The sequence below is a fragment of the Levilactobacillus tongjiangensis genome (assembly GCF_003946345.1).
GTDB classification, from domain to species: domain Bacteria; phylum Bacillota; class Bacilli; order Lactobacillales; family Lactobacillaceae; genus Levilactobacillus; species Levilactobacillus tongjiangensis.
This window is the reverse complement of sequence record NZ_RHNY01000028.1, coordinates 1-21,436: the sequence shown is the minus strand read 5'-3', so window position 1 is coordinate 21,436 and position 21,436 is coordinate 1. Positions and strand designations below refer to the sequence as shown.

The window sequence follows — 21,436 nt, the reverse complement described above, 5'->3', positions numbered from 1 at the left end:
TTGTGGTGACACCATTAAAGACCTTTATGGGTTTTTCTGTCCACTAATATGTTCAACTTAAATTTTACAATCTACCAACTTTAAATAAAGGTGAAATCATTGGCTTGATTGGTCCTTCAGGGGCCGGCAAGTCGACCGTCATCAAAGTGGCGTTAGGTATGGAAGTAGCCAGTGGCGGCTCCGCCAAGGTTTTCGATACCGTCATGCCTAACCGGCAGTTATTGGGACGAATCGGGTACATGGCACAAACTGACGCTTTGTATGAAGCCTTATCAGGTCGTGAGAATTTAAAATTTTACGGTTTGATGAAGGGCATTGCTAAGGCTGACATGGAGAAAGAAGTGGCGCACGCTGCTCAAGTAGTTGATTTGTCCAATGATTTGGACAAGCGGGTTGCCGGCTACTCTGGTGGGATGATGCGGCGGTTATCCTTAGCAATCGCTTTGTTGGGTAATCCAGAGTTACTGATCTTGGATGAACCAACGGTTGGAATCGACCCCGCACTGCGGCGACAAATTTGGGCAGAGCTAGGCAGCATTCGTGATGAGGGCCGCAGTATTCTGATTACGACCCACGTGATGGATGAAGCTGAATTGGTGGACCGCGTAGCCTTATTACTGGGCGGTGAAGTCATGGCGTTTGATACACCGGCTGCTCTGAAGCAGCAGTACGAAGTGAACACGATTGAAGACGTATTCTTAAAGGCAGAGGGTGTTGAATAATGAGAACGATTGGAATTATGAACCGAGTGCTGAAGGAACTGTTCCGGGACAAACGGACGTTAGCGCTGATGTTTGTTGCCCCCATCCTAGTGATGTTGTTAATGAGTGTTATCTTCAATACCAACTCAACCACGAACGTTAACGTAGGAACAGTCGCCGTGACTCAGAGGTTAAATAAAGAAATGGGCGCCATCAAACACGTCGATGTTAAGACGTACGCTACCAAGGCCGACGCCAAGCGGGCCCTGCAGGACGAAAAAATCGATGCCATCATTAAGAAAAATGGCAACAATTATGATTTGACGTATGCCAATACCGATTCTAGTAAGACGGCGGTCGTTAAAATGGCATTTAAGAGTGCAGTGATGGCGACTAGTATTGACCAGTTGAAGTCCGCTCTGAAGAAGAGCACGACCGGGATGGCTAAGTTGCAAGCGCAGCTACAGGCTATGCAAAAGCAACAGGCTGTGACGAATGCCTCACCTCAAACTGCAGGAGCCACAGCGGCCGCTAAAAAGACTGCGTCAACGAAGTCTACATCAACAACGGCGGCGACCAAGAGTACCAGTCAAAGGACGCCCAAGATCACCAATCACTACGTTTACGGCGATAAGAACACCGGTTACTTTGCCAAGATGCTCCCAATTTTGATGGGCTTCTTTGTCTTCTTCTTCGTCTTCCTGATTTCTGGGATGGCGTTGTTGAAGGAACGGACGACGGGCACGCTAGACCGGTTGTTGGCCACACCCGTTAAACGGTCTTCCATTGTCTTTGGTTACATGTTAAGTTATGGGATTTTAGCGGTTATTCAAACAATTGTCATTGTATTGGTAACTGTTTGGCTGTTAGGCATCGAAGTGGTGGGGAACATTGCCAGCGTCGTTGTGATCAACTTGATTCTGGCACTGGTCGCACTGGCCTTCGGGATTCTGCTCTCAACGTTCGCTAACTCTGAGTTCCAAATGATGCAGTTCATTCCACTGGTCGTGATTCCACAGATATTCTTCTCGGGTATCATCCCGTTGGATTCGATGGCCAACTGGGTCAAAGATATTTCCTACGTCATTCCGTTGAAGTACTCTGGGGATGCCGTTACCGACATCATTATGCGCGGTACCTCTATCTTTAATGAAGGCTGGGACATCTTAGTATTACTGACTTTTTTGGTTATCTTAACGATTCTCAACGTGGTGGGCTTGCGTCGCTACCGGAAGGTCTAAAACTCATTTCAGATCAGATTATCCGGACAATCAGCAAGTAAATAATCCCGTCGTCACGGTTACCGTGATGGCGGGATTTTTAGACTGTCAAGGCCCCAGTTTATAGATTGTGGCCTAATCAGGGGTGAGTGAAGGCTGGTATAATTTTTAACAGACGTTTAGTTCAAAACACACTCTATAGTATTTAGTTTCCAAATTCACCACTAGATATAGTGCGTTCTGGGCGTGCTGAAATGAGGGGGGATTAGCATGCAGTTGATAGAAACTCAGTCAAGCCAGTTTCTGGGACAGTGTCACCCGCTAGCCCTGGTTCTATACTTTGGTGAACTATTTACGGGATTACTACTTTTTAATCATATTTTGATAACCGGTCTATTCTTTTTAGGATTGTGTGGGTTGTGCTGCTGGTATTTTGGCGGCCGGGCAGTTTGGCGGGTCGTTCGTTCGGTGCTGTCATTGATGGGCCTGATCCTGTTCTTGAATATCCTGCTGAATCGCGCAGGAGTTAGTTGGTGGCAGTTTACCCTGGGAACTTGGCACTGGGAGGTCTCACGAGTCGGCGTCCTGTACGGCGCCACCATGGCCCTATCACTAGGGGGGATGGTTATGGCCTTTGTCCTGTTTAATGGTTGCGTGACGGCGAGTCAGTTAAGAGCCCTCTTAAATCCAGTAGCACCGAGGCTGGCAATGTTGTTGACACTAGCGATTCGGTTCGTGAACCTCTTTATCCAGCAATTTCGGCGGCTGTTACTCCTCCAGCGAACGCGGGGATTGGTGGTAACGGCGGGACCGTGGCGGCATCGGTTAACCGAGACTGGCAACTTGCTCCGGGTCCTCTTGTTGGGAAGCATTTCACGAGCCATGGAGACCGCCATTTTGATGGAGGCCCGGGGCTACGGTGGTCGGCATCGTAGCCAGTACCAACACTATCGCTGGCGGTTGGCGGATACATCATTTACGCTGGTGGCGGGTGGAATGTTTGTGGTGATCCTGGGCCTACGTGTTCACGGGTGGGGTGTCACGCCGAATATATACAGCTTACCAGGCGTATTAGCGACGGATTGGTGGGTGGCGGGTGTAGCTAGTTTGGTAGTTGGCTTGCCACTCATTGGGGAAGGACTTTATCGATTATGTCAGAACTAATGAGCCTGAAACAGGTGACGTTCACCTATCCGGCAGCCAATAGGCCGGCGCTAGATGGTGTTGACTTGCACATTGCTAGCGACGATTTCATGGTGATTGTGGGTGCCACTGGAAGTGGGAAGACAACGCTGCTACGCCAACTAAAGCCGGAGCTGGTTCCAGCCGGCGATCTTACTGGGACTGTCCAGTATCAGGGACGGTCCATTCAGAAGTTAAGTGCCACTGAAAGTGCCCAAACCATTGGAGTGGTGGCCCAAGATCCGGTAGTTCAGCCAGTCATGGCAACTGTGATTGAGGAACTTGCTTTTTCACTCGAAAACGTTGGTGTTTCGGCAAGTGGTATGCCCGGAAGAATTGCTGAAATCGCCAATTTTCTAGGCTTAGATCAGATTTTACATACACCGTTGCAGCAGCTGTCGGGTGGGCAGTTACAGCTCGTTAATTTGGCATCAGTCTTAGTTCTTCATCCCGCCATTCTGCTATTAGATGAACCGACAGCCCAGCTTGATCCCACGACAGCCCAGAACTTTTTGAACGTGTTGCAGCAGGTTCATCGGGAACTGGGAATAACCATTGTGATGAGTGAGCACCGACTGGACCGCATCCTGCCATTAGCTAATCGGTTGGTAATCATGGAAGACGGTGCCCTCTTAGCAGCTGAATCGGTGGCAACCGGACTGCGGTTGATGAGCCAGCACGATGAGTTAGCCAGTTTTGTGCCGGCGATTCCCAATTTCTTTGTGCAGCAGCATCTGACCGGTAACCAGTTGCCATTAACCGTTGCCACTGGTCGACGAATGTTGAGCCAGCAAGATGTATTGTTTAAGCTACGGTCGTCCACCTTGTCCGTCAAGACATTTGGCGCCCCCTTACTGACGGTGGCCGGCGTGTCGTTTCATTACGATCAGCAAGCCCCCACGTTGCGGACCATCGACATCACTTTTGCTACTGGAATCTGGGTGGCAATCCTTGGCAAGAATGGGGCGGGGAAGTCCACCTTGCTGAGCGTGCTCGCGGGATTACGAAAGCCACAGCATGGCAAGGTACGGCTGGGTAAGCAGATTATTTGGAAAATGAAAAATAGCGTGTTGATTCGGCAGGTCGGCTTGCTGTCACAACATCCAATCGATCAATTCACCGGACTGACGGTGCGCGAAGAACTGACGGCCCAGTCACAGTTAGGAAATGAACCCGTCAACGCCACAGCAGTCACGGATTGGTTGGCTAAATTACAGCTAACAGCGGTGGCTGATCAAAATGTTTTCGACTTGAGTGGCGGGCAGCAACAGTTGGTGGGGCTGGGGCTAGCCTTGATTACGCGACCACGCTTGTTGCTGCTTGATGAGCCCACGAAGGGCTTAGACCCAGCCACTAAGCAAGTAGTTGGCCGGCTGTTAGAAACATATCGCGCAGCGGGAGTAACCATTGTTATGGCCAGTCATGATGTTGAATTCAGCGCGCAGTTTGCAACCCACGGCACGTTTATGTTTGATGGACAACTGACACCCGTGCAGCCTGCTCGAAAATTTTTCACGACAAACTTTATGGCCACTACAGCGGTTAGTCGGCTGCTGCGACAATGGCTGCAACAGGCCTTATTTAGCACGGATGTGGAGCGGAAAGGTGGGGCAAATGATCAAGGTTAATTGGTGGGAACGTAATCGTTCCTGGCTATTAGGACTGATAGTCATGCTGGGATTACTGGCGGGGCTGTTAGCTTTAAAGGGTCGTCATTACTTGCTCCTTAGCGGGGCTTGTTTAGCCTGTAGTTTAGTGCCGGCTTATTGGCACTTTGAGCATCGTCACATGCAGACCCGGCTCCTGGTGTTTTTAGCAATCATGATTGCGCTCGGCGTCCTGGGGCGAATACCCTTCGCGGCAATCCCAAACGTTCAACTGACTAGTTTTGTGGTGATTGTCAGTGCCATTGCACTGGGGCCTGAACTGGGGTTTGTGAGTGGTTCAATGATGGCGTTGGTGTCCAATCTCTTTCTCGGTCAGGGGCCTTGGACGCCGTGGCAAATGTTGGCCTGGGGCCTGATGGGAGTCACCACCGGATTGTTGGGCCGCACCTCCCTGCGAAATAAAGTGGGCGTGTTGGTGGTATGGGGCGCACTTTGGGGCTTCTGGTTCGGTTGGATCATGGACCTGTGGTATGCGTTGGCATACGTCCGACCGGTGCGGCCTGCCAGCTTATTAGTGTCGTTTGCATCGAGCGCGGTATTCGATAGTTTTCACGCGGTGACTAACGTGGTGAGTTTACTGTTCCTCTACCGACCGTGGCAAACAATGATGAAACGGTTAATGACAAAATACAGACTAATTTGAAGGAGAACGACTCGATGAGTAAAGATAAGTTAGTGACAATTGTGTTAGCGACGGTGATGGTTTTCAGTACAGCAATGCCCGCAATGAACGTAGACGCAGCAACGATTAAGGTTGCATCCAAAACGTCGCAAAAGAATAACCAAAAAGCGCTTTACACGGCGGCCAAAAAAATGATGAAGCAGAACCGGGATGGCGTTTCTAGCAAAGCTAAAATCTTTAGCAAAGCAGCCTACCCAACAACTGGTGCAGCTTCCGGTTACTCAGACTTCTTATTGGGACTGAAGAAACAGGGGTATAAATTTACGACGGCTCAGAAAAAATTAGTTAAGAAAAATCTGATTGTTTCGAGCAAAAGTGACCCAGCCGTCTTAGCAAACGCCATCATTGGTTTGCAGGCAATGGGGGTCAATCCCAAGGCCTATCAGGCGGGCGGGACGAAGAAAAAGGTCAACCTAGTCACGACGTTGTACAAGAAGTCGCTGACCAAACAGACGGTGAATGTTCAAAGTCAGGCGTTGATTGCCCTTTCCTCAAATAAGACTTTTAAGCGCCCTAGCAAGGCTAAGTTTTCTAAGACATCTCTGAGCAATCACATTGCTCAGAGTCAGCAATTAAACCACGGGTGGGCGTACAATAATACGGTTGCTAGTGTCGATAGTGATACCACTGCCGTCGCCGTGAACGCTCTGACCATGGGGAAGAGCCAGTGCAAGTTAGTGAAAGCGGCCACAAAAAACGGGCGCGGTTATCTAAAGAAGGCGGTTTACAAGAGTGGGGCGTTTGGGTACAGTTATAACGGTAAGAACTTTGCCAACGCCAACTCTACGGCGGAGGCTATTGTTGGTTTAGCCACGAACAAAACGGCTTTTTCGTTGATTAATCACACAGCTATCAAGCGTGGTCAGCAGGCCACACCATTGAAAGCGATGAACGCCTATGTGACGGCTAAAGGAACGGTCAGTGGGGCAATGGATAGCGTTCTGGCAAGTGGTCAAGTTAGTCTGGCCAATAGTGCCTATCATCACGGTAAGTATACGAATAAGTTGATTTATACGTTTAAATAATCTGGTAATAGGGAGCGAGTAGCATGAAAAAAAAGGTGGGAATCATGGTGGCGGTCGTGCTCACTATCCTCACAATGAGCACAGCGTTAGCCATGCAACAGCGTCAGCAAGGACAGACCCCGTTGGCTGCGCCGGTGGGAACCCATGATTCCTCGTTAGCTAGTAGTTCGGTCCGGGCTAGTCGTCAATCTAAACGTCGGCAGCAGTCCGTGGCTAAGACAGTGAAAGCCGGGACCTCGGCTTCTTCGGTGCGGGCTAGCCAACAAGTTGGTAGTCAAAGCGTATCGGCCAAAACGCCAACCACGCGTCATGCAGCTGGCAATCAGAAAACCACGATGAATCAGACAGCAACGGTGGCTAAGAAAAAGCCGAGCTCAACTAAGACCAGTCAAGCGACTGATCAGGTTCACTTGACGGTTACCGGTTATAAAAAGCGTTTTTATCAGGGCAATCTGAAAATTACCAGTAAGTCGACGGCCTTTTCAGTACTCCAAGCTTCGAAGTTAAAGGTCGGATACCAGGGGGGTGCTGCCGTGTACGTCAGCAGCATCCACGGCCTTGCTCAAAATGATGTGAAGGTTGGCAGCGGCTGGAAGTTCACGGTCAATGGCAAGTATGTTGATCAGTCAGCCAATAGCACACGGGTGCAGCGGGGTGATCGGGTTCATTGGTACTTCACTACTGCTGGCTAACCGGTGTGTCTTCTCGCTTTACCGGCCGCCGTACGACTGTGCAATCTGACCTCTGGAGTACGTCTAATTTAGACTAATCCAGCGGTACCGTAAGCTTGCCACTGGACTTGAAGCAGACAAGCTATCCTTAAGTTTTTAACGTTAAATAAGTAGTGCTGGTAGGAACCGAAATGGCGGACTCTATCAGCACTTTTTCGATACTGAAGCGGCAAGTGTTCGCGTGGCAATTTTGTGGTGGATAGTGTAACCTAGGAGGATACGCGTCTCGAAAATAAAGGCGAAGGGAAGAGGATAGGATGACAAAGTATCGTTGGCAAGCCACCGCGTTTGTCTTGGTTTCATTTATGTTAGGGTGTAATGAATTTATTGTGGTGGGTGTGCTCTCGGACATTGCGTCCTCCCTCAAGGTCACGGTGGCAACGGTTGGTCTGTTGGTGACGCTGTTTGCCACGGTCTTTGCCATTAGTACGCCAATCATTACGATTTTAACCAGTCGCTTCAATCGCTACCGGGTCTTCATGACACTGATGATTGTCTTTCTGATTGGAAATACTTGGAGTGGATTTGCCACGAGTTTTACTATGCTGTTGATTTCACGAATGATGACGGCCGTTGTGGCGGGGTCGCTGGAGTCACTAGTCATCGCTTTTGCCAATGATGTGGCACCGCGGGGGAAGCGGGCCGTATTGATTTCGTGGATCTCAGCAGGCTTTAGCATTGCTTCCGTTATTGGGGTTCCCGTTGGAACGGCGATCAGTACAGCAACTAGCTGGCATGATGCCTTTCATCTGATCTCATTACTGAGCCTGTTGACGTGTTTGGTACTGGCTTGGCTGTTACCTAAGCACGTGCAACAAGTACCTGGAACCATTAAAGAGCAACTAGTTTTATTGACGGATGCTCGTATCTATTGGGGAGTCACGCTGATCACGCTCTCGGCGGGGACTCTGTACGCTTATTACACCTACATTCGGCCGCTACTGACAACGGGAATGGGGTTCAGTACGCAGACGTTGAATTGGTTACTGTTTGCCTTAGGGATCATGAGTATTTTTGGCAATCGGTTGTCGGGAACGTTAGCCGATAATAATGGGTTGAAGTGGATGCCCCACATTTATTTGGTCACACTGGTATTGCTATTACTAATGCCATTGACGTTAAGCCAAGCTGTGGTTGGGTTCGGCGTCTTCTTAGCGTTGACCTTGTTGCTAACCTTATTGGGTTCCCCACTGCAGATTCTATTTTTGGATGTGGCTGAGGCGGACTACCCGCAGGCCAAGGTATTGGCGTCGTCGTTGAACGCGATTTTTTATAACGTTGGTATCTCATTGGGGTCGGCGGCAGGGTCGCTGACGTTAGCCCGTGGTAGCCTCCAACATTTAGGACCAACGGCAGCCATTTTTGCTGGCGCATCAATGATTGTGGCGTTGGTCTTGAATCACACGATCGTCAAACGTAGAAAATGAAGATAACGGAAGTAACTGTAATTTTAGGACCGGAGGAAAAGGATTGTGAATAAGTATCGCTGGCAAGCTATCGTGTTTGTCTTAGTGGCCTTTATGTTGGGCTGTAACGAATTCATTGTGGTCGGGGTACTCTCTGACATTGCTAAGGAATATCAAATTGCTGAAGCCACCGTTGGCTATTTAGTGACGATCTTCGCGACAGTGTACGCGGTTAGCACACCGTTTATTACCATTCTGACGAGTCGCTTTAGCCGCTATAAAACCCTCATGACCCTCATGGTGATCTTCTTGATTGGGAATACGTTAAGTGGCTTGGCTGTTAACTTTACAATGCTGTTGATTTCCAGAATCATTGCTGCGATGGTGGCTGGTGCTATAATTTCATTGATTATGACCTTTGCCAGTGCCATCGCACCTCGTAATAAGCGGGCCAGCCTAGTGTCCTGGATTTTTGCTGGTTTTAGTATTGCCTCGGTGTTTGGGGTACCGTTGGGAACGGCTATCAGTACGGCATACAGTTGGCATGACGCTTTTTATTTAATTTCGGTGATCAGTGCCATCACTTGCCTCTTACTGGGATGGCTGCTTCCACGTCAGGTTGAACAGGTCCAGGGGAGCATCAAGAACCAGTTGGTTCTGTTGAAAGATAGTCGGGTCTACGTCGGGATTGCGTTGGTCCTATTTACTGCTGCAATGATGTACGCTTACTACACGTACATTCGCCCGTTATTGACGCAAGCGATGGGCTTTAGCACGGCTAGCCTCAACTGGTTGTTGTTTCTGATTGGTATTATGAGTATTCTATGTAACCGTTTCTCGGGGATGTTGGCTGAACGGAATGGGTTACGGATCATGCCGAGGTTTTATGTGGCTGACATTGTCTTGCTCCTACTGTTGCCATTTGCTTTAGGTAGTCAGCTTCTGGGGATGGCCTTCCTGTTAGTGTTGACCTTGCTCGTGACGCTACTCAATTCACCGATTCAGATTCATTTCTTAAATTTAGCAGAACAAGAATATCCCCAGTCCACGGTGCTTGCGTCTTCGTTAAACTCAATCTTCTTTAACTTTGGTATTTCGTTAGGTTCAGCAACTGCCTCTGGTTTACTGGGAGTGGTGGGACTTAAGCGGATTAGTTGGGGTGCGGCTGCTTTTGGGGCCATTTCGTTAGTATTAGCCATTATTTTGAATCGGGTTATTAGACGCCATCGTGAACGCCAAGTAGGGGTTGAATAATTCACTTTGCTAGGGAATAGGGTAAGCTGGCAATCTTTGATTTTCGATTAACAACGGATGAAGTGTAAGCTATCAGTCAGCTGTCACGAGTCGCTGGCTGGTTAGAGGGCCAAGACCCGAATAAATATGAAGAATTTGATTAATTGATGAATAGAGCGGTGATTCAGGCGACTGAATCACCGCTTTTTATGTACAAAGTAATGCTCAAAAAGCATAAGATTTATATGATGAAATTTATAAGACATTAATTTAGACATCTGCTGTAGAGTCAGTTATATTAGAAATCTGGACAATCATCACATCAGCTAAGTGCGAGGTGAAAATATGCAAAGTCAAACAGATAAACTGAAGGGTGTTTTGTACGGCCAAGCGATTGGTGATGCTATGGGGATGCCAGGAGAACTCTGGCCAGTTGAACAAATCCAACAGTATTTTGGTGGGCCCATCACAACCTTTTTAGACGGTCCGACCAGTAATGAAGTAGCCGTCAATTTTACGAGGGGTCAGTACACAGATGATACGAGTCAGGCCTTAGTTATTTTAGAGGCCTTGATGGAGAGTGACTGGGTACCGGAGACTGCAGTTTTCGGGAAGCATCTCTTGCGGTGGGCGGATGCTATCGATGCATTTGATCACAATATCTTGGGCCCGAGTTCTAAGGCAGCACTACTGGCCCTCAAAGCTGGTGCGGACGCGCATCTTGTGACGGCCAGTGCGTTAACGAATGGTTGTGCCATGCGAATTGCACCAATTGGCGCATTGTTTGATACGCGGCATTGCCAAAAGCTGGTAGACATGGTATGTGCTGTGACGCAAGTGACTCATTCATCAGATGTGGCTTTTGCTGGAGCAGCGATGGTGGCGGGGGCAGTTACGGCAGCAATGGATGATTTGGACTGGGACGACATTGTGGCGTTTGCAATGACTGCAAGCGCTGCAGCTAAAGATTATGGCGTACCGACTTGGTCAGCTTCCGTCGCGGCTCGTCTGCAATTAGGCCTGCGATTAGCGTGGGAGAATGCCCATGATTCTGAGCGATTTGCTCGGTTGATTTATGAAACCGTGGGCACGGGAACCGCAATTAGTGAGTCGGTCCCCGCAGCTGTGGCGATTGCCTATTACACTCGTGACGTTCAGACGTGTGCCCTGTTCTGCGCCAATTTGGGTGGTGACACCGATACGATTGGTGCGATGGCTACCGCAATCTGTGGAGCAAAGAATGGGTATCATAGCATTTTACCAGAATGGCTTACATTGATTGATGAAGAGAATCCAGAGCATCGGTTGCTAGACTACGTCGTGCCAATGCAATCTTTTAGAAATAGGACATTAATTTAAGGGGAGATTTTTTTGTGAATGAAGATGTTATTAAGGTGTCGGATGAAGAGAAAACACTGACGCCGGGAAAGCTTTTCTATAATTGGTTTGCCGCTAACATTGGGATTATGGGGATTGTGTTTGGGGCGATGATCGTTAGCTTTCACTTATCCTTTTTCCAGGCAACACTGGCGTCATTGGTGGGGGGGCTATCGTTTGTCTTCCCAGGCTGGGTCGCGACCTTGGGAAAAAGGGAGGGAATTACCACCTTTAAACTTTCCCGGGCTGCCTATGGGACTCATGGGAACAAGATACCGAACGCCATCGCGTGGTTCAATATGGTGGGCTGGTTAGCCATCAACGTGATTACAGGAACGTTGTTGCTAGTCTCCTTGTTTAAGATTTTACATATCGCTAAAAATAGTGTGACTGTAGCGATTGCCTTGGCTATTTTTGCGGGACTAGTTATTTTATCAGGATTATTGCGTGAAGCTGTCTTAGCCAAGATTCAAACCTGGTTATCCTGGATTTTTGGGTTGTTGACACTCGTCATCTTAATTTTATTTTTAATGAAGGCCGATTGGCAGGCAGCCCTTGCAGCTCCTAGTGGTCAGTGGTTAGGAGGGTTTTGGCCAGCCGTTTCAATTGTAGCAGCGGGGTCAGGAATCAGTTGGTCCATGGCTGCTGCCGACTGGGGTGCTTACGTGAAGCCACAAGCGAGTCAGTCAGCAACCTTTTGGAATACGACACTAGGTGGCGCCATTCCCCTCTTTGTTTTGATGTGGGGTGGGGTACTACTGAGCACTGTGGAACCTTCATTGGCGACGGCCTCAAATCCTATTGATGTGATGAACGATGCCTTACCATCATGGATTTCCGTGATTTACTTCTTAGTCGCTGCCGGTGGCTTGATTCCACAATGTATTATTAGTCTTCGTTCTGCGCGAATCAACTTGGCAACGGTTGGTATCAAGGTGTCACAGCAAGCTTCCCTAGTGATCCATGGGGCAATTGTGGTATTGATTCCCATTTATGTGCTTTTTATTTCAGGGAACTTTTTAGCTAATTTTGAACTGTTCTTGGGATTCTTAGGAACTTGTTTAGCGGCCTGGGTCGCCGTCTTTCTGTGTGATAGTGTGATGTATCGACGTCAAGGGTACGATGTTAGCTTGTTAGAAAATGGTTCTCAGAACAAGTATAACTGGAAGGGCATTACATCTTGGGTCATTGCAGTTGTCACTGGTTTTCTGTTTACGAACAATGCAATTTGGAATGGGCCGTTTGCTCACGGGATTTTCCGAGATAATAGTCTAGGGGTCTTTGTCGCTGGTATTGCGGCAGTTATTTGCATGTTATTGCTCAAACCAGTTGGCCGTGTAAGTGAGGGTGAGGCGCTTTAAAAATGGCAAAACGAACATTAGTGATTGGTGCAGCCTACGTTGATATTGTTGTGGGACTTAATCGATTGCCGCAGTCAGGGGAAGATGTTACTGGCAATCTGGAAGCGACACAGGTTGGTGGTTCGGCTTTCAATGTTCAACGTGCTCTGACATATCAGGGGGCGGCTGCTGATCTACTGGCACCGGTTGGGCGAGGAACTTATGCCAGCATTGTTGAACAAACACTGGCTGACCGAAAGATTCCACTGCTGGTCAGGGATGACCGGGCTGATAATGGCTGGGATATTTCATTAGTTGAGGCGGATGGCGAGCGAACCTTTTTAACGGTTAACGGAATTGAGCAGCTGTGGTGTGAACGCTGGTTTCAATCGGTCGATCTAAGCAGCTACGATTACTTCTACATTTCTGGTTATGAATTAGAAGAATTGGGGGCTGCCGAAATCATCTTAAATGCTTTCCGTCATCGTAAGGTTGGTGCCAAGGTCCTGTTTGATGCGTCCCCACGAAGTCAATATTTACAGCCGGCAGTGTTAGAAGCTTTATTCGTCCCAGGAACGATTGTGCACTGTAATGCGACGGAGGCAAGTTGTTTGATGGCGGGGGAAACGAGTTATCAAGTCGTTGCGCAGCGTATCCATCGTCTAACGGGGGAACCAGTCGTGGTAACGTTGGGCGCGGAAGGTGCCTACGTTGTTGACCAGGGACAGGGCACGCGGGTGATCGGGGATGTTGCGCGAGTGATTAATACCATTGGTGCTGGAGACAGTCACTGCGGGGGGCTACTGGCCGCTCTTGCGGCTGGACAACCATTGCTAATGGCAGTCGCAGAGGCTAATCATTTGGCGGCTAAAGTGGTTGGTCAGGTTGCTGGTGCTTTAGAGCACAGCAGATAATGAATTCGGAAAGAAAGTCCGTGCAATCAGAGCGATTGTACGGACTTTCTTTAAAAGCAGTATCCAATCTAGTTTTTGTGTTCTAACTTCCAATCGGTGGCACCAAGTCCTGTAATAGCGAGCAGCAAGATACCTAACCAAGTGTAACCTTGGGTTGAACGTTCACCAGTTTGAGGTAATGTTTGACCGACGTAGGTACCGGCGGCAGTACCACTATGTGGGGTGCTGCCAACACCGCTACCACTGTTAGCGCCGACAAATCCACCAGATGGCTGGTTGTGACCAGTCGTAGTCGTGTAGGCACCACTACCACCAGCGACGGTCTGTTGATTACTTGGACTACTTGTCCCCGGTTTGTGGGTCGTTGGGCCGGTTGGTTTAGTCGGCTTGACTGGTTTATTAGGTTTCGTTGGTTTTTCAGGCTTTTGGGGCTTCTGAGGCTCTTGAGGCGTTTCAGGGTTAGTTGGCGTCTCCGTTCCGGGATTCGTTGGTGTTTCGGTGTTGCCACCGCCACCACCAGGGTTTTCCGGTGTACCGCCACCTTCAGAGCTGGAATTTTCTCGGACATCGGTTGCCGTGACCATCACTGCCGCTGTTTGCCCGTCAGTGATGGTAAATGGAATGGGTTCCTTGCTTAATTCAAATCCGGCGGGTGGGGTCACCTCAACAAATTGATAATTGCCGGCAGCGAGACCGTCACATTTGATGAGCCCTTCGGTATCAGTCACTAAGTTCGCCTTAATGACTTTACCATTGGTATCTTGCAAATCATAAACGGCACCTGCTAGGACCTCACCGTTAGTTTTGGCTGTCTTTTTCAGAATAACTTCGCCAGTTTGTTGGTCGTCGCCATTACCATTACCGGTTCCGCTACCGCCCCAGACAATGCGAGCACTGACGTTTTTCCCGTTCAGTGAAGCGTTATTTTTCCAGGTTCCCCCAGTCCCTGAAACTGAGGGGGTCGTCTGATACGTCATGTTGACAGCAGTCTTGACATCACTAAAGGTAAAGGTTAAGACGCTGCCCATGACGTTGATGGCTGGCGTGATAGATCCGCCATCACTGGTGAAGAAACCATTGCTGTCGTAACTACCCGTTTGGGCATGAACGCTACCAGGAACGTACTCCTGACCGGGGCCGAGACTGTCGGTCACAACGGCCTGTCCCATACTTGAACTGGTGGGATTGAAGGCAATATTCCAAGTCAACTTGGCTGGTGAGCCATCTGGATTTCGCTCAGCAACCCAGCCGACTTTATTGATTCCCCAATCAAGATTCGTGTTATCTTCTGTCGTACTTCCTTTTACGTAAAACTGTAGATTTCCCTTACGATCCTTCGTGGTATTGGACAAGGCATCATTGAACGTGATAGTTCCTGTACTTTCACCTTCCTTGATGCTAAACGTCCCAATCTTTTGGCCGTTATCGTCGTATAGCGGAAAAGTAACATCTCGTCGGCCAACAGCACTGTGTGGGAACGTTACGGTAGCAGTATCGCCATCCTTGATGACTTCTCCGTCTGGGATACTCCAGTTGTAGTCAATCGTATAGTTATTCCATTTGCTTAGGTCACTTCCATTAGGGATGGGTGTTCCGTTGGAATCCGTAATGGTTGCGTTGCTACCATCCAGACCAGATACCGTGACACTTCCCGCATGAGCAGTGATGCCACCAGCACTGAGACCACCGAGAATGACGATAGTAATGGCTATTAGAACACCAATCACGGCAGTGGTAATCTTTCTTCTCATCGTAATCCTCCTCCAATTAACGTTCATGAATTGTTGTCGTCCTTGACGATGTTGCAATCACAACAACAGTACGCTTCACAAAACAAATCTGTTTGACAATTCTTCCACCGCTTTATTTTTACTATAATCGCAATTGGAAATAACGGTGTGATCGTGAGAAAAGAATTACGGCGTTGAAAAGCCAAAAAAAGTAACAGCAGATTTTTAAGGTGATTCGATTGTTAAAATAAAGAAATCGTAACCACTGATGTTGCTATGAAGCGGTTTGATAGGCTGTTTTCTAGCCGGATAATTTGGTAAATGACCAAGTCATTTAGAGCGAGAACTGGGCTTGCTACAGTTGGTTAACTAGCCTTCAAAAGGCGTAGGACGCTAAAACAAAAAGCCCGTGAACGAGTCGCGGGCTGGTAGAAGTATATTTATGAAATGATTGAAGCGAGGCTGAACTAGAATGAGTGGCAGGCTAATTGTAGGCAATGAATAGGTTGATGACAGAGAACCCACTCTATATTAGTAGTAGTGTCCAACAAGCGTCTTGCTAAATGATACCGTTTGGTCGACGGCCTTACAAAGCCGTTAGCAGATTATCGGGTTCGGGTACAATTTAGGAATTAGCGAACCGGTTGTGAACGGGCGCCCTTCACTAATTTTGCTAGATTTTGAGTCAAGTGTTGGTCAGCTACAAGTCGCGCTTGGTCGGTCAATTTTTTCTTTAAGGCTTGCTGCTGTTGCGAGGTCATCGTGGGTTGCTGGGCCAAGGCAGCTTTGAACGCTACGGCAACCTGTTTTTGTAGTTTGAGCTTTGCTGCGGCCTCCTTGGTTTTAACCGCGGTTGATAGCCACTTGGCTTGAGCAGAACTCAGCGTCGTCCATGTTTCGGGCAGAACAAACGTATTTTGGCGGCGAATCAACTTATGACGGCTGCCGGTCCACTTGAATAACCATTGCCAATGCTGGTTGTATGCCCAATAAGTACGTTTGGTCGTCAGTTGGGCCTGCTTCGTTGATTTAAAGGATACATGGTTGCTAATCTTTAAGCTAGCTGTGGTGTGCTGTTGGGCGGCGTTAGCATCTTTGTAAACGTAGACCCGTTCGTCCTTAGATTGACGGATAGGTTGATAGACCAGCAGTCCCAAGCGTTTATCGGGGGACATCGACCTGATGTTGACTGTCGACGTGGTCGTGGTTTGATGCATTCCCCAGTGCCAGTTGTCGTTGCCAATCATCAGGATGGCCATGGTGCTCAGTAAGAGCAAACCAATAGCACCAGTAATCAAGCGAGTTGCCTTGGTGGGCATGAGTAATAAGCCACCAATGAACACGAAGATTCCAACGAATAGTAGAATTAAAATCATGCGATTACCTCCTGTTGGCGAGGCTTTAAGAAACAGGCAAAGATAAAGTCAAGAATGCCGAATGCCGTTGCAACCAGGAAGGCCGCGTGAAAGCCGGTCATGGCAGCTTGGTAACTTTCACTTTGGTAAAGGAGTGGTGCTGTGTGGCGTAATGCCTGGACAGGTAAATGATTGGCGGTCACGTTAGCCAGGACGCTTCCCAGAATAGCGGTCCCCATCGAAGTCATTACCTGCCGCATGGTACTGTTAACGGCCGTACCGTGGCTGAGCTGAATGCCTTGAAGGTCGATAGAACTGGCTGCCGTAATTGGCATTGTTACCAGAGCGACCCCAATCATCAGAATCGTGTACTCACTGATAACGTAACTGTAAGGCGTGCTACGGGTGAGAAAGGCGAATGGCAGGGTACCCAACGTTAAAAGAAAGGTGCCAATTAGAGCTAAACGACGGCCACCCATCCGGTCGTAGAGCGTGCCGCTGATCAGGCTGACAATACCATAAATTAAGGCACCAGGTAGAATCATTAGTCCAGAGTGAAAGGGTGATAGGCCCCGAACCTGTTGAAGATACATAGGAAGTACGACTTGAATCCCAATCATGGCCGTATTGGAAAGTGCGGTGATGAAGGAGGCAATCGTAAATGAAGGTATTTTTAGCAAACGGACGTTTAAGAAGGGGTGAGCCTGTGGCCATTCGTGGTAGGCAAACCAGCCGATAAAAATTAAGCCGATCAGAGTACCGCCAATGACGGTTACTGAGCCCCAACCATTTTCGCCAACCTCTGAAAAGCCATAGAGGAGGCTCCCAAACCCAACCGTTGATAAGAGAATTGCAAATTTATCAATTGATGATTTTTTAATGGGGATGACTGGTCGCACAAAGAAAAGTGAGAGGGCAAGAACTAAAATAACGGGCGGAATCATGACGCCAAATAGATCACGCCAACTAGCATTATCCAGAATCCAGCCGGAGACAGTTGGGCCTAGAGCAGGTGCTAACCCAATGACGATTCCACCGAGGCCCATCATGGCCCCCCGTTTGTCGGCAGGGAAAGTGACGAGTAGGACGGTCTGAATAGTAGGAAAGGTGATACCTACACCAATTGCTTGAATTAATCGTCCCAACAGAATTAGCCCAAAGCTACTGGCCGTGTAACTGATAACTAGTCCAACTAAAAAGAAACTGAGGGCGGTTAAATAAATTGTTCGCAGACTATAGTTGTTAATTAGCCACGCACTGATGGGAATCATGATCCCCATGACCAGCAGAAAGCCGGTGGTTAGCCATTGAACGGTGGCACTAGAAATTGCGAAGCGGTTCATCAGGGTCGGGTAGGCGGTAACCAACATGTTCGTGGTTAGTGCAGTACAGAAAGTTCCGAACATGAGGGTGACCATGAGGCCCACCCGATTATAAGCATGATTATTGTTGTCAGTCATTGATATAAGCCTCTTTATTTGGGGAGCACACTGGCCCTCATTAATTAAGTCATATTATATACTGATATTTAAAGAAAATAAACTACATACATCAGTTTATTTTGAAACCGTTTCAATGTATAATAGCGAAAAGAGGCTGGAGAGGGGTACACACTATGGTGAAACGACGGACTTTATCGCATGAAAAGGTAATTGATCGGGCTAATTTGATGATTGCTGAAGAGGGGGTCGACCATTTAACCATTCGGGCATTGGCAGCTGCACTGGAAGTGCGGCCACAATCGCTCTATAACTATGTTGAGAGCTTGAATGACTTGTTGGATCAAGTCGGTTTACAGTTTGTTAAGGAAATTGAAGATCGGTTAATGCGTCGCTTAGTAGGCGTTTCAGGTAAAGAAGCGTTGATGGTCTTTGCCCAAGAGTTTCGGCAAAGCTGTAATCAGCAACAACACCTGGCCCCTCTGCTCATGAATCCGAATGATTTACATCAACTAACGCGGACTCACAAGGCGTTGGTCGATCTGTACCAACAAATGTTTCGGAGCTTACACCTTGATGAAGCTGGAGATACGGGACTGGTTGAATCAACATTGTACCGGTCAGTCTTGTTTGGATTTATTATGCAGGAAATCGGGGGATTCCTGAACCTTTCCCAGCGCAAGGTCAATCAACGTTTTGAACAGACAATGGCGTTGGCGATTGCGCAATTTAACATTGATTAGATTAGGGGGTCGATAAAGTTTATCGACCTTTTTTGCTATTTTCTGCTTGCCTTAGAGTGCACTCTAAGGTGTTTACTAAGTCTTGTAAGCAATTAACGGAGGTGTTGAAGTTGGCTGACAAACGTTATCGAATTGGCGAATTTTCAAAGTTAGTGGGTTTATCTACGTATACGTTACGCTACTATGAGGATCAGGGATTGATTCTTTCCCAGCGCGATGACAATGGTGTTCGCTACTACGTTGAGGAGGACATTCGTTGGGTTGGATTTATCCTGCATTTAAAGGGGACCGGGATGCAACTCAATGACTTAAAACGGTACGTCAAGTTGCGTGCCGAAGGCGATACAACGATTGCTGAACGGCGGCAACTGTTACAACGAGTTAAGGACAACGCTGAAGCTGAGATTGCGGAACAACAGATGCATTTAAAAGTCTTGGGACACAAAATCGACTGGTATGATGGCAAGACCGCTCATACGATTGATGATTCAGAAAGTTTCCATGACTACTTACAGAGATTTCAGGATTAGAAAGGATGTTTTAAATTGGCAAAAAATGAAGATATCAAAAATGGTGTAATTTTTCCAGCAGGCGACAAGAACGTGGCTTATCAAGACTTTTTCGTGGGTCAGAGCTACTTACAAGGGCTAGTTAATGATCCAGACGTGAGCGTTGGCGTTGGGAACGTTACCTTTGAACCTGGCTGTCGAAATAACTGGCACATCCATCATGATGGCTTCCAAATCCTATTGGTTACCGGTGGTGAAGGTTGGTATCAAGAAGCTGGTCAGCCAGCACGTCGCTTAAAGGCGGGTGATGTCGTGGTTACCAAGGATGGTGTTAAGCATTGGCATGGGGCGACAAAGGACAGCTGGTTTAGTCACATCGCTATTACGGCTGGCACGCCAGAATGGTTAGAACCAGTTGATGATAAGACTTACGATGCCTTAGACTAGGAGGTCTGTTAGATGGCTAAGAAACAAACTGCAGGACGCGATAACTTGGGTGACTTTGCCCCTAAATTTGCGGAATTAAACGATGATGTCCTATTCGGACAAGTGTGGTCACGGGAAGACAAATTGTCGGCTAACCAACGAAGCCTGATTACGATTTCAGCGTTGATTTCTGCCGGGAATTTTGAACAATTACCAGCACATTTAAAGATTGGCAAAGGTAATGGCATCACCAAAGACGAGATTGCCGAAGTCATTACGCACCTTTCATTCTACGTTGGTTGGCCTAAAGCCTGGTCTGCTTTCAATATTGCGAAAGAAATCTTTACAGATTAATTAGTGAGTCGTCCCTGTTCAATGGGACGACTTTTTTGATGGGGTCAATCGTTCAAGAATGGTTCATTTGTTACGACAAACTATCACTGAAAACGCTATAATTTAGATGTAATGTGGTTGAGGAAAGGAAGTCGAAATGGATGCGAAAACAACGATGGTTACTTAAAACGTTGGGGGTTGTCCTGTTAAGTGGTTTAGCTTGGGGGCTAACGCTAGGACAGCCGTTGCCTGCTCAGGCGAAAACCAGTCAGGCAGTCATACAATACAACCAGTGGAAGAAAATATACGTAGGTGGTAAAACTCAAAAATACGTGAAGTCCAATGGTGGTTCAGGCAGCACCACGGCACTATCTGAAGGCCAAGGTTACGGTATGTTAGCCACGGTTTTAGCAGCGAAGAAGGGGGCTAATACACGGACAACCTTTAATCAGATGTACAAGTACTATCGTGCGCACCGTGTTTCCAGTAAGCTGCCTTTGATGCAGTGGCAACAGACTAAACGGTCGGGAAAGATGACCAGTCAAGGGTCGCAGAAAAATAGTGCGACGGATGGTGACTTAGACATTGCGTATGCCCTGATCTTAGCGGATAAGCAGTGGGGGAGTAAGCAAATAAATTATAAACAGGTAGCGAAGAAATTATTGACTACAATCAAACAAAAAGAACTCAATCCAACTACCTATTTGCCAACCATGGGTAATTGGGCGACTAGCAGCTATGATCGGAGTAAGTTGCGGCCCTCAGATTTAACGACCGGGTACTTCAAGACATTTGCCAAATACACGAAAGATAGTACCTGGACTAAGATAGCTAGTCGCAGCCAGACAGCTATTAAGAAGTTGAGTGCTCGTCATAAGACTGGTTTGTTCCCAGACTTCATCTTGGCTACGGGTAAGAGCCTTAAATTGAAGGCCGTCGCGCCGTACAGCATTGAATCCGGAACGGATAATCAAGTTGGCTATAATGCTTGTCGGGTTCCTTGGCGACTTGCCCAAACGTATAAGTTGAAGCATGACAAGGTGACCAAAAATGCGTTAAATAAGCAATTGCGGTTCTTTAATCAAAAAAAGAAGATTCAGGCAGTCTACACCTTGGGCGGTCGGGCAGTAAATAACTACAGTAATGCGGCGTTTGTGGCCCCTGTCCACTTTGCGGCCAAGACGATGAAAAAGACGTCTTTAAAGAATAGAACGGCCAAGCAACTGCCTAAAAGGGTTCCGCGAAAGAACTACTACTCCGCGACGCTTCAAGTGGTTACTGGCTTGGAATGAGCGAATCATATGAATGCAAAAAGGCGTCTGACCGTGGTCAGACGCCTTTTAAATGGTTCTATGATATTTGGTGTTGATAGAGAAATCTATCAACACCAATTTTTTGTATAATAAAAGGGGCACACTGCCCC

At 47.9% G+C, this 21,436-nt stretch carries 19 protein-coding genes and 1 pseudogene; 17 read left to right on the top strand and 3 right to left on the bottom strand.

The genetic code is table 11. The annotated features are described in order from the left end of the window. Window positions 1–80: 80 nt before the first annotated feature. From EKM75_RS12070 to EKM75_RS12015, 12 genes and pseudogenes are all read left to right on the top strand, one after another. Window positions 81–722, top strand: a pseudogene (locus EKM75_RS12070) (ABC transporter ATP-binding protein); the annotation flags it as partial. Then, the gene (locus EKM75_RS12065; RefSeq protein WP_125694854.1) at window positions 722–1,942 is read left to right on the top strand and encodes an ABC transporter permease; all 1,221 of its coding nucleotides are present in this window, start codon (window positions 722–724) and stop codon (window positions 1,940–1,942) included. The pseudogene EKM75_RS12070 and the gene EKM75_RS12065, both read left to right, overlap by 1 nt. Window positions 1,943–2,191: 249 nt before the next feature. Continuing rightward, the gene (locus tag EKM75_RS12060; RefSeq protein WP_125694852.1) at window positions 2,192–3,085 is read left to right on the top strand and encodes an energy-coupling factor transporter transmembrane component T; all 894 of its coding nucleotides are present in this window, start codon (window positions 2,192–2,194) and stop codon (window positions 3,083–3,085) included. Next, the gene (locus EKM75_RS12055) at window positions 3,073–4,731 is read left to right on the top strand and encodes an ABC transporter ATP-binding protein (protein ID WP_125694850.1); all 1,659 of its coding nucleotides are present in this window, start codon (window positions 3,073–3,075) and stop codon (window positions 4,729–4,731) included. The genes EKM75_RS12060 and EKM75_RS12055 overlap by 13 nt, the downstream gene beginning before the upstream one ends. Next, a complete protein-coding gene (locus tag EKM75_RS12050; RefSeq protein WP_382338788.1) occupies window positions 4,718–5,413 on the top strand; it encodes an ECF transporter S component in 696 nt (231 codons plus the stop codon). Before EKM75_RS12055 ends, EKM75_RS12050 begins: the two co-directional genes overlap by 14 nt. A gap of 14 nt (window positions 5,414–5,427) precedes the next feature. Then, complete coding sequence (locus EKM75_RS12810) at window positions 5,428–6,477, top strand: prenyltransferase/squalene oxidase repeat-containing protein (RefSeq protein WP_164508800.1); 1,050 nt, start codon at window positions 5,428–5,430, stop codon at window positions 6,475–6,477. A 23-nt stretch (window positions 6,478–6,500) separates the two neighbouring features. Beyond that, window positions 6,501–7,169: a DUF4430 domain-containing protein gene (locus EKM75_RS12040; protein WP_125694848.1), complete on the top strand. Its 669-nt coding sequence runs from the start codon at window positions 6,501–6,503 to the stop codon at window positions 7,167–7,169. A 296-nt stretch (window positions 7,170–7,465) separates the two neighbouring features. Further along, on the top strand, window positions 7,466–8,635 hold the full coding sequence (locus EKM75_RS12035; RefSeq protein WP_125694846.1) for an MFS transporter: 1,170 nt from the start codon (window positions 7,466–7,468) through the stop codon (window positions 8,633–8,635). 45 nt (window positions 8,636–8,680) lie between these two features. Further along, window positions 8,681–9,868, top strand: coding sequence for an MFS transporter (locus EKM75_RS12030; RefSeq protein WP_125694844.1), 1,188 nt, complete (start codon window positions 8,681–8,683; stop codon window positions 9,866–9,868). Window positions 9,869–10,192: 324 nt separating this feature from the next. Further along, a complete protein-coding gene (locus tag EKM75_RS12025) occupies window positions 10,193–11,206 on the top strand; it encodes an ADP-ribosylglycohydrolase family protein (RefSeq protein WP_125694842.1) in 1,014 nt (337 codons plus the stop codon). Window positions 11,207–11,220: 14 nt separating this feature from the next. Continuing rightward, entirely contained in the window at window positions 11,221–12,585 is a 1,365-nt protein-coding gene (locus tag EKM75_RS12020; RefSeq protein WP_125694840.1) for a purine-cytosine permease family protein, read from the top strand. Window positions 12,586–12,587: 2 nt separating this feature from the next. Next, window positions 12,588–13,478, top strand: a complete 891-nt coding sequence (locus tag EKM75_RS12015) for a PfkB family carbohydrate kinase (RefSeq protein WP_125694838.1) — start codon at window positions 12,588–12,590, stop codon at window positions 13,476–13,478. 68 nt (window positions 13,479–13,546) lie between these two features. Here the strand turns inward: EKM75_RS12015 and EKM75_RS12010 are convergent, their stop codons facing one another. The 3 genes from EKM75_RS12010 to EKM75_RS12000 form a co-directional block, all read right to left on the bottom strand. After that, window positions 13,547–15,229: a SpaA isopeptide-forming pilin-related protein gene (locus tag EKM75_RS12010; RefSeq protein ID WP_125694836.1), complete on the bottom strand. Its 1,683-nt coding sequence runs from the start codon at window positions 15,227–15,229 to the stop codon at window positions 13,547–13,549. Window positions 15,230–15,840: 611 nt separating this feature from the next. After that, the gene (locus tag EKM75_RS12005) at window positions 15,841–16,584 is read right to left on the bottom strand and encodes a DUF4811 domain-containing protein (RefSeq protein ID WP_125694834.1); all 744 of its coding nucleotides are present in this window, start codon (window positions 16,582–16,584) and stop codon (window positions 15,841–15,843) included. Beyond that, a complete protein-coding gene (locus tag EKM75_RS12000; RefSeq protein WP_125694832.1) occupies window positions 16,581–18,023 on the bottom strand; it encodes an MDR family MFS transporter in 1,443 nt (480 codons plus the stop codon). Before EKM75_RS12000 ends, EKM75_RS12005 begins: the two co-directional genes overlap by 4 nt. Before the next feature lie 155 nt (window positions 18,024–18,178). Between EKM75_RS12000 and EKM75_RS11995 the strand changes: the two genes are divergently transcribed. From EKM75_RS11995 to EKM75_RS11975, 5 genes are all read left to right on the top strand, one after another. Next, window positions 18,179–18,745, top strand: a complete 567-nt coding sequence (locus EKM75_RS11995) for a TetR/AcrR family transcriptional regulator (protein ID WP_125694830.1) — start codon at window positions 18,179–18,181, stop codon at window positions 18,743–18,745. A gap of 110 nt (window positions 18,746–18,855) precedes the next feature. After that, entirely contained in the window at window positions 18,856–19,275 is a 420-nt protein-coding gene (locus tag EKM75_RS11990) for a MerR family transcriptional regulator (protein WP_125694828.1), read from the top strand. A 15-nt stretch (window positions 19,276–19,290) separates the two neighbouring features. Continuing rightward, complete coding sequence (locus EKM75_RS11985; RefSeq protein ID WP_125694826.1) at window positions 19,291–19,701, top strand: cupin domain-containing protein; 411 nt, start codon at window positions 19,291–19,293, stop codon at window positions 19,699–19,701. Between the two features lie 12 nt (window positions 19,702–19,713). Continuing rightward, entirely contained in the window at window positions 19,714–20,034 is a 321-nt protein-coding gene (locus tag EKM75_RS11980; protein WP_125694824.1) for a carboxymuconolactone decarboxylase family protein, read from the top strand. 140 nt (window positions 20,035–20,174) lie between these two features. Continuing rightward, window positions 20,175–21,305 carry a glycosyl hydrolase family 8 gene (locus EKM75_RS11975; protein WP_125694822.1) on the top strand — a complete coding sequence of 377 codons (1,131 nt, stop codon included), beginning with the start codon at window positions 20,175–20,177 and terminating at the stop codon, window positions 21,303–21,305. Window positions 21,306–21,436 lie beyond the last annotated feature (131 nt).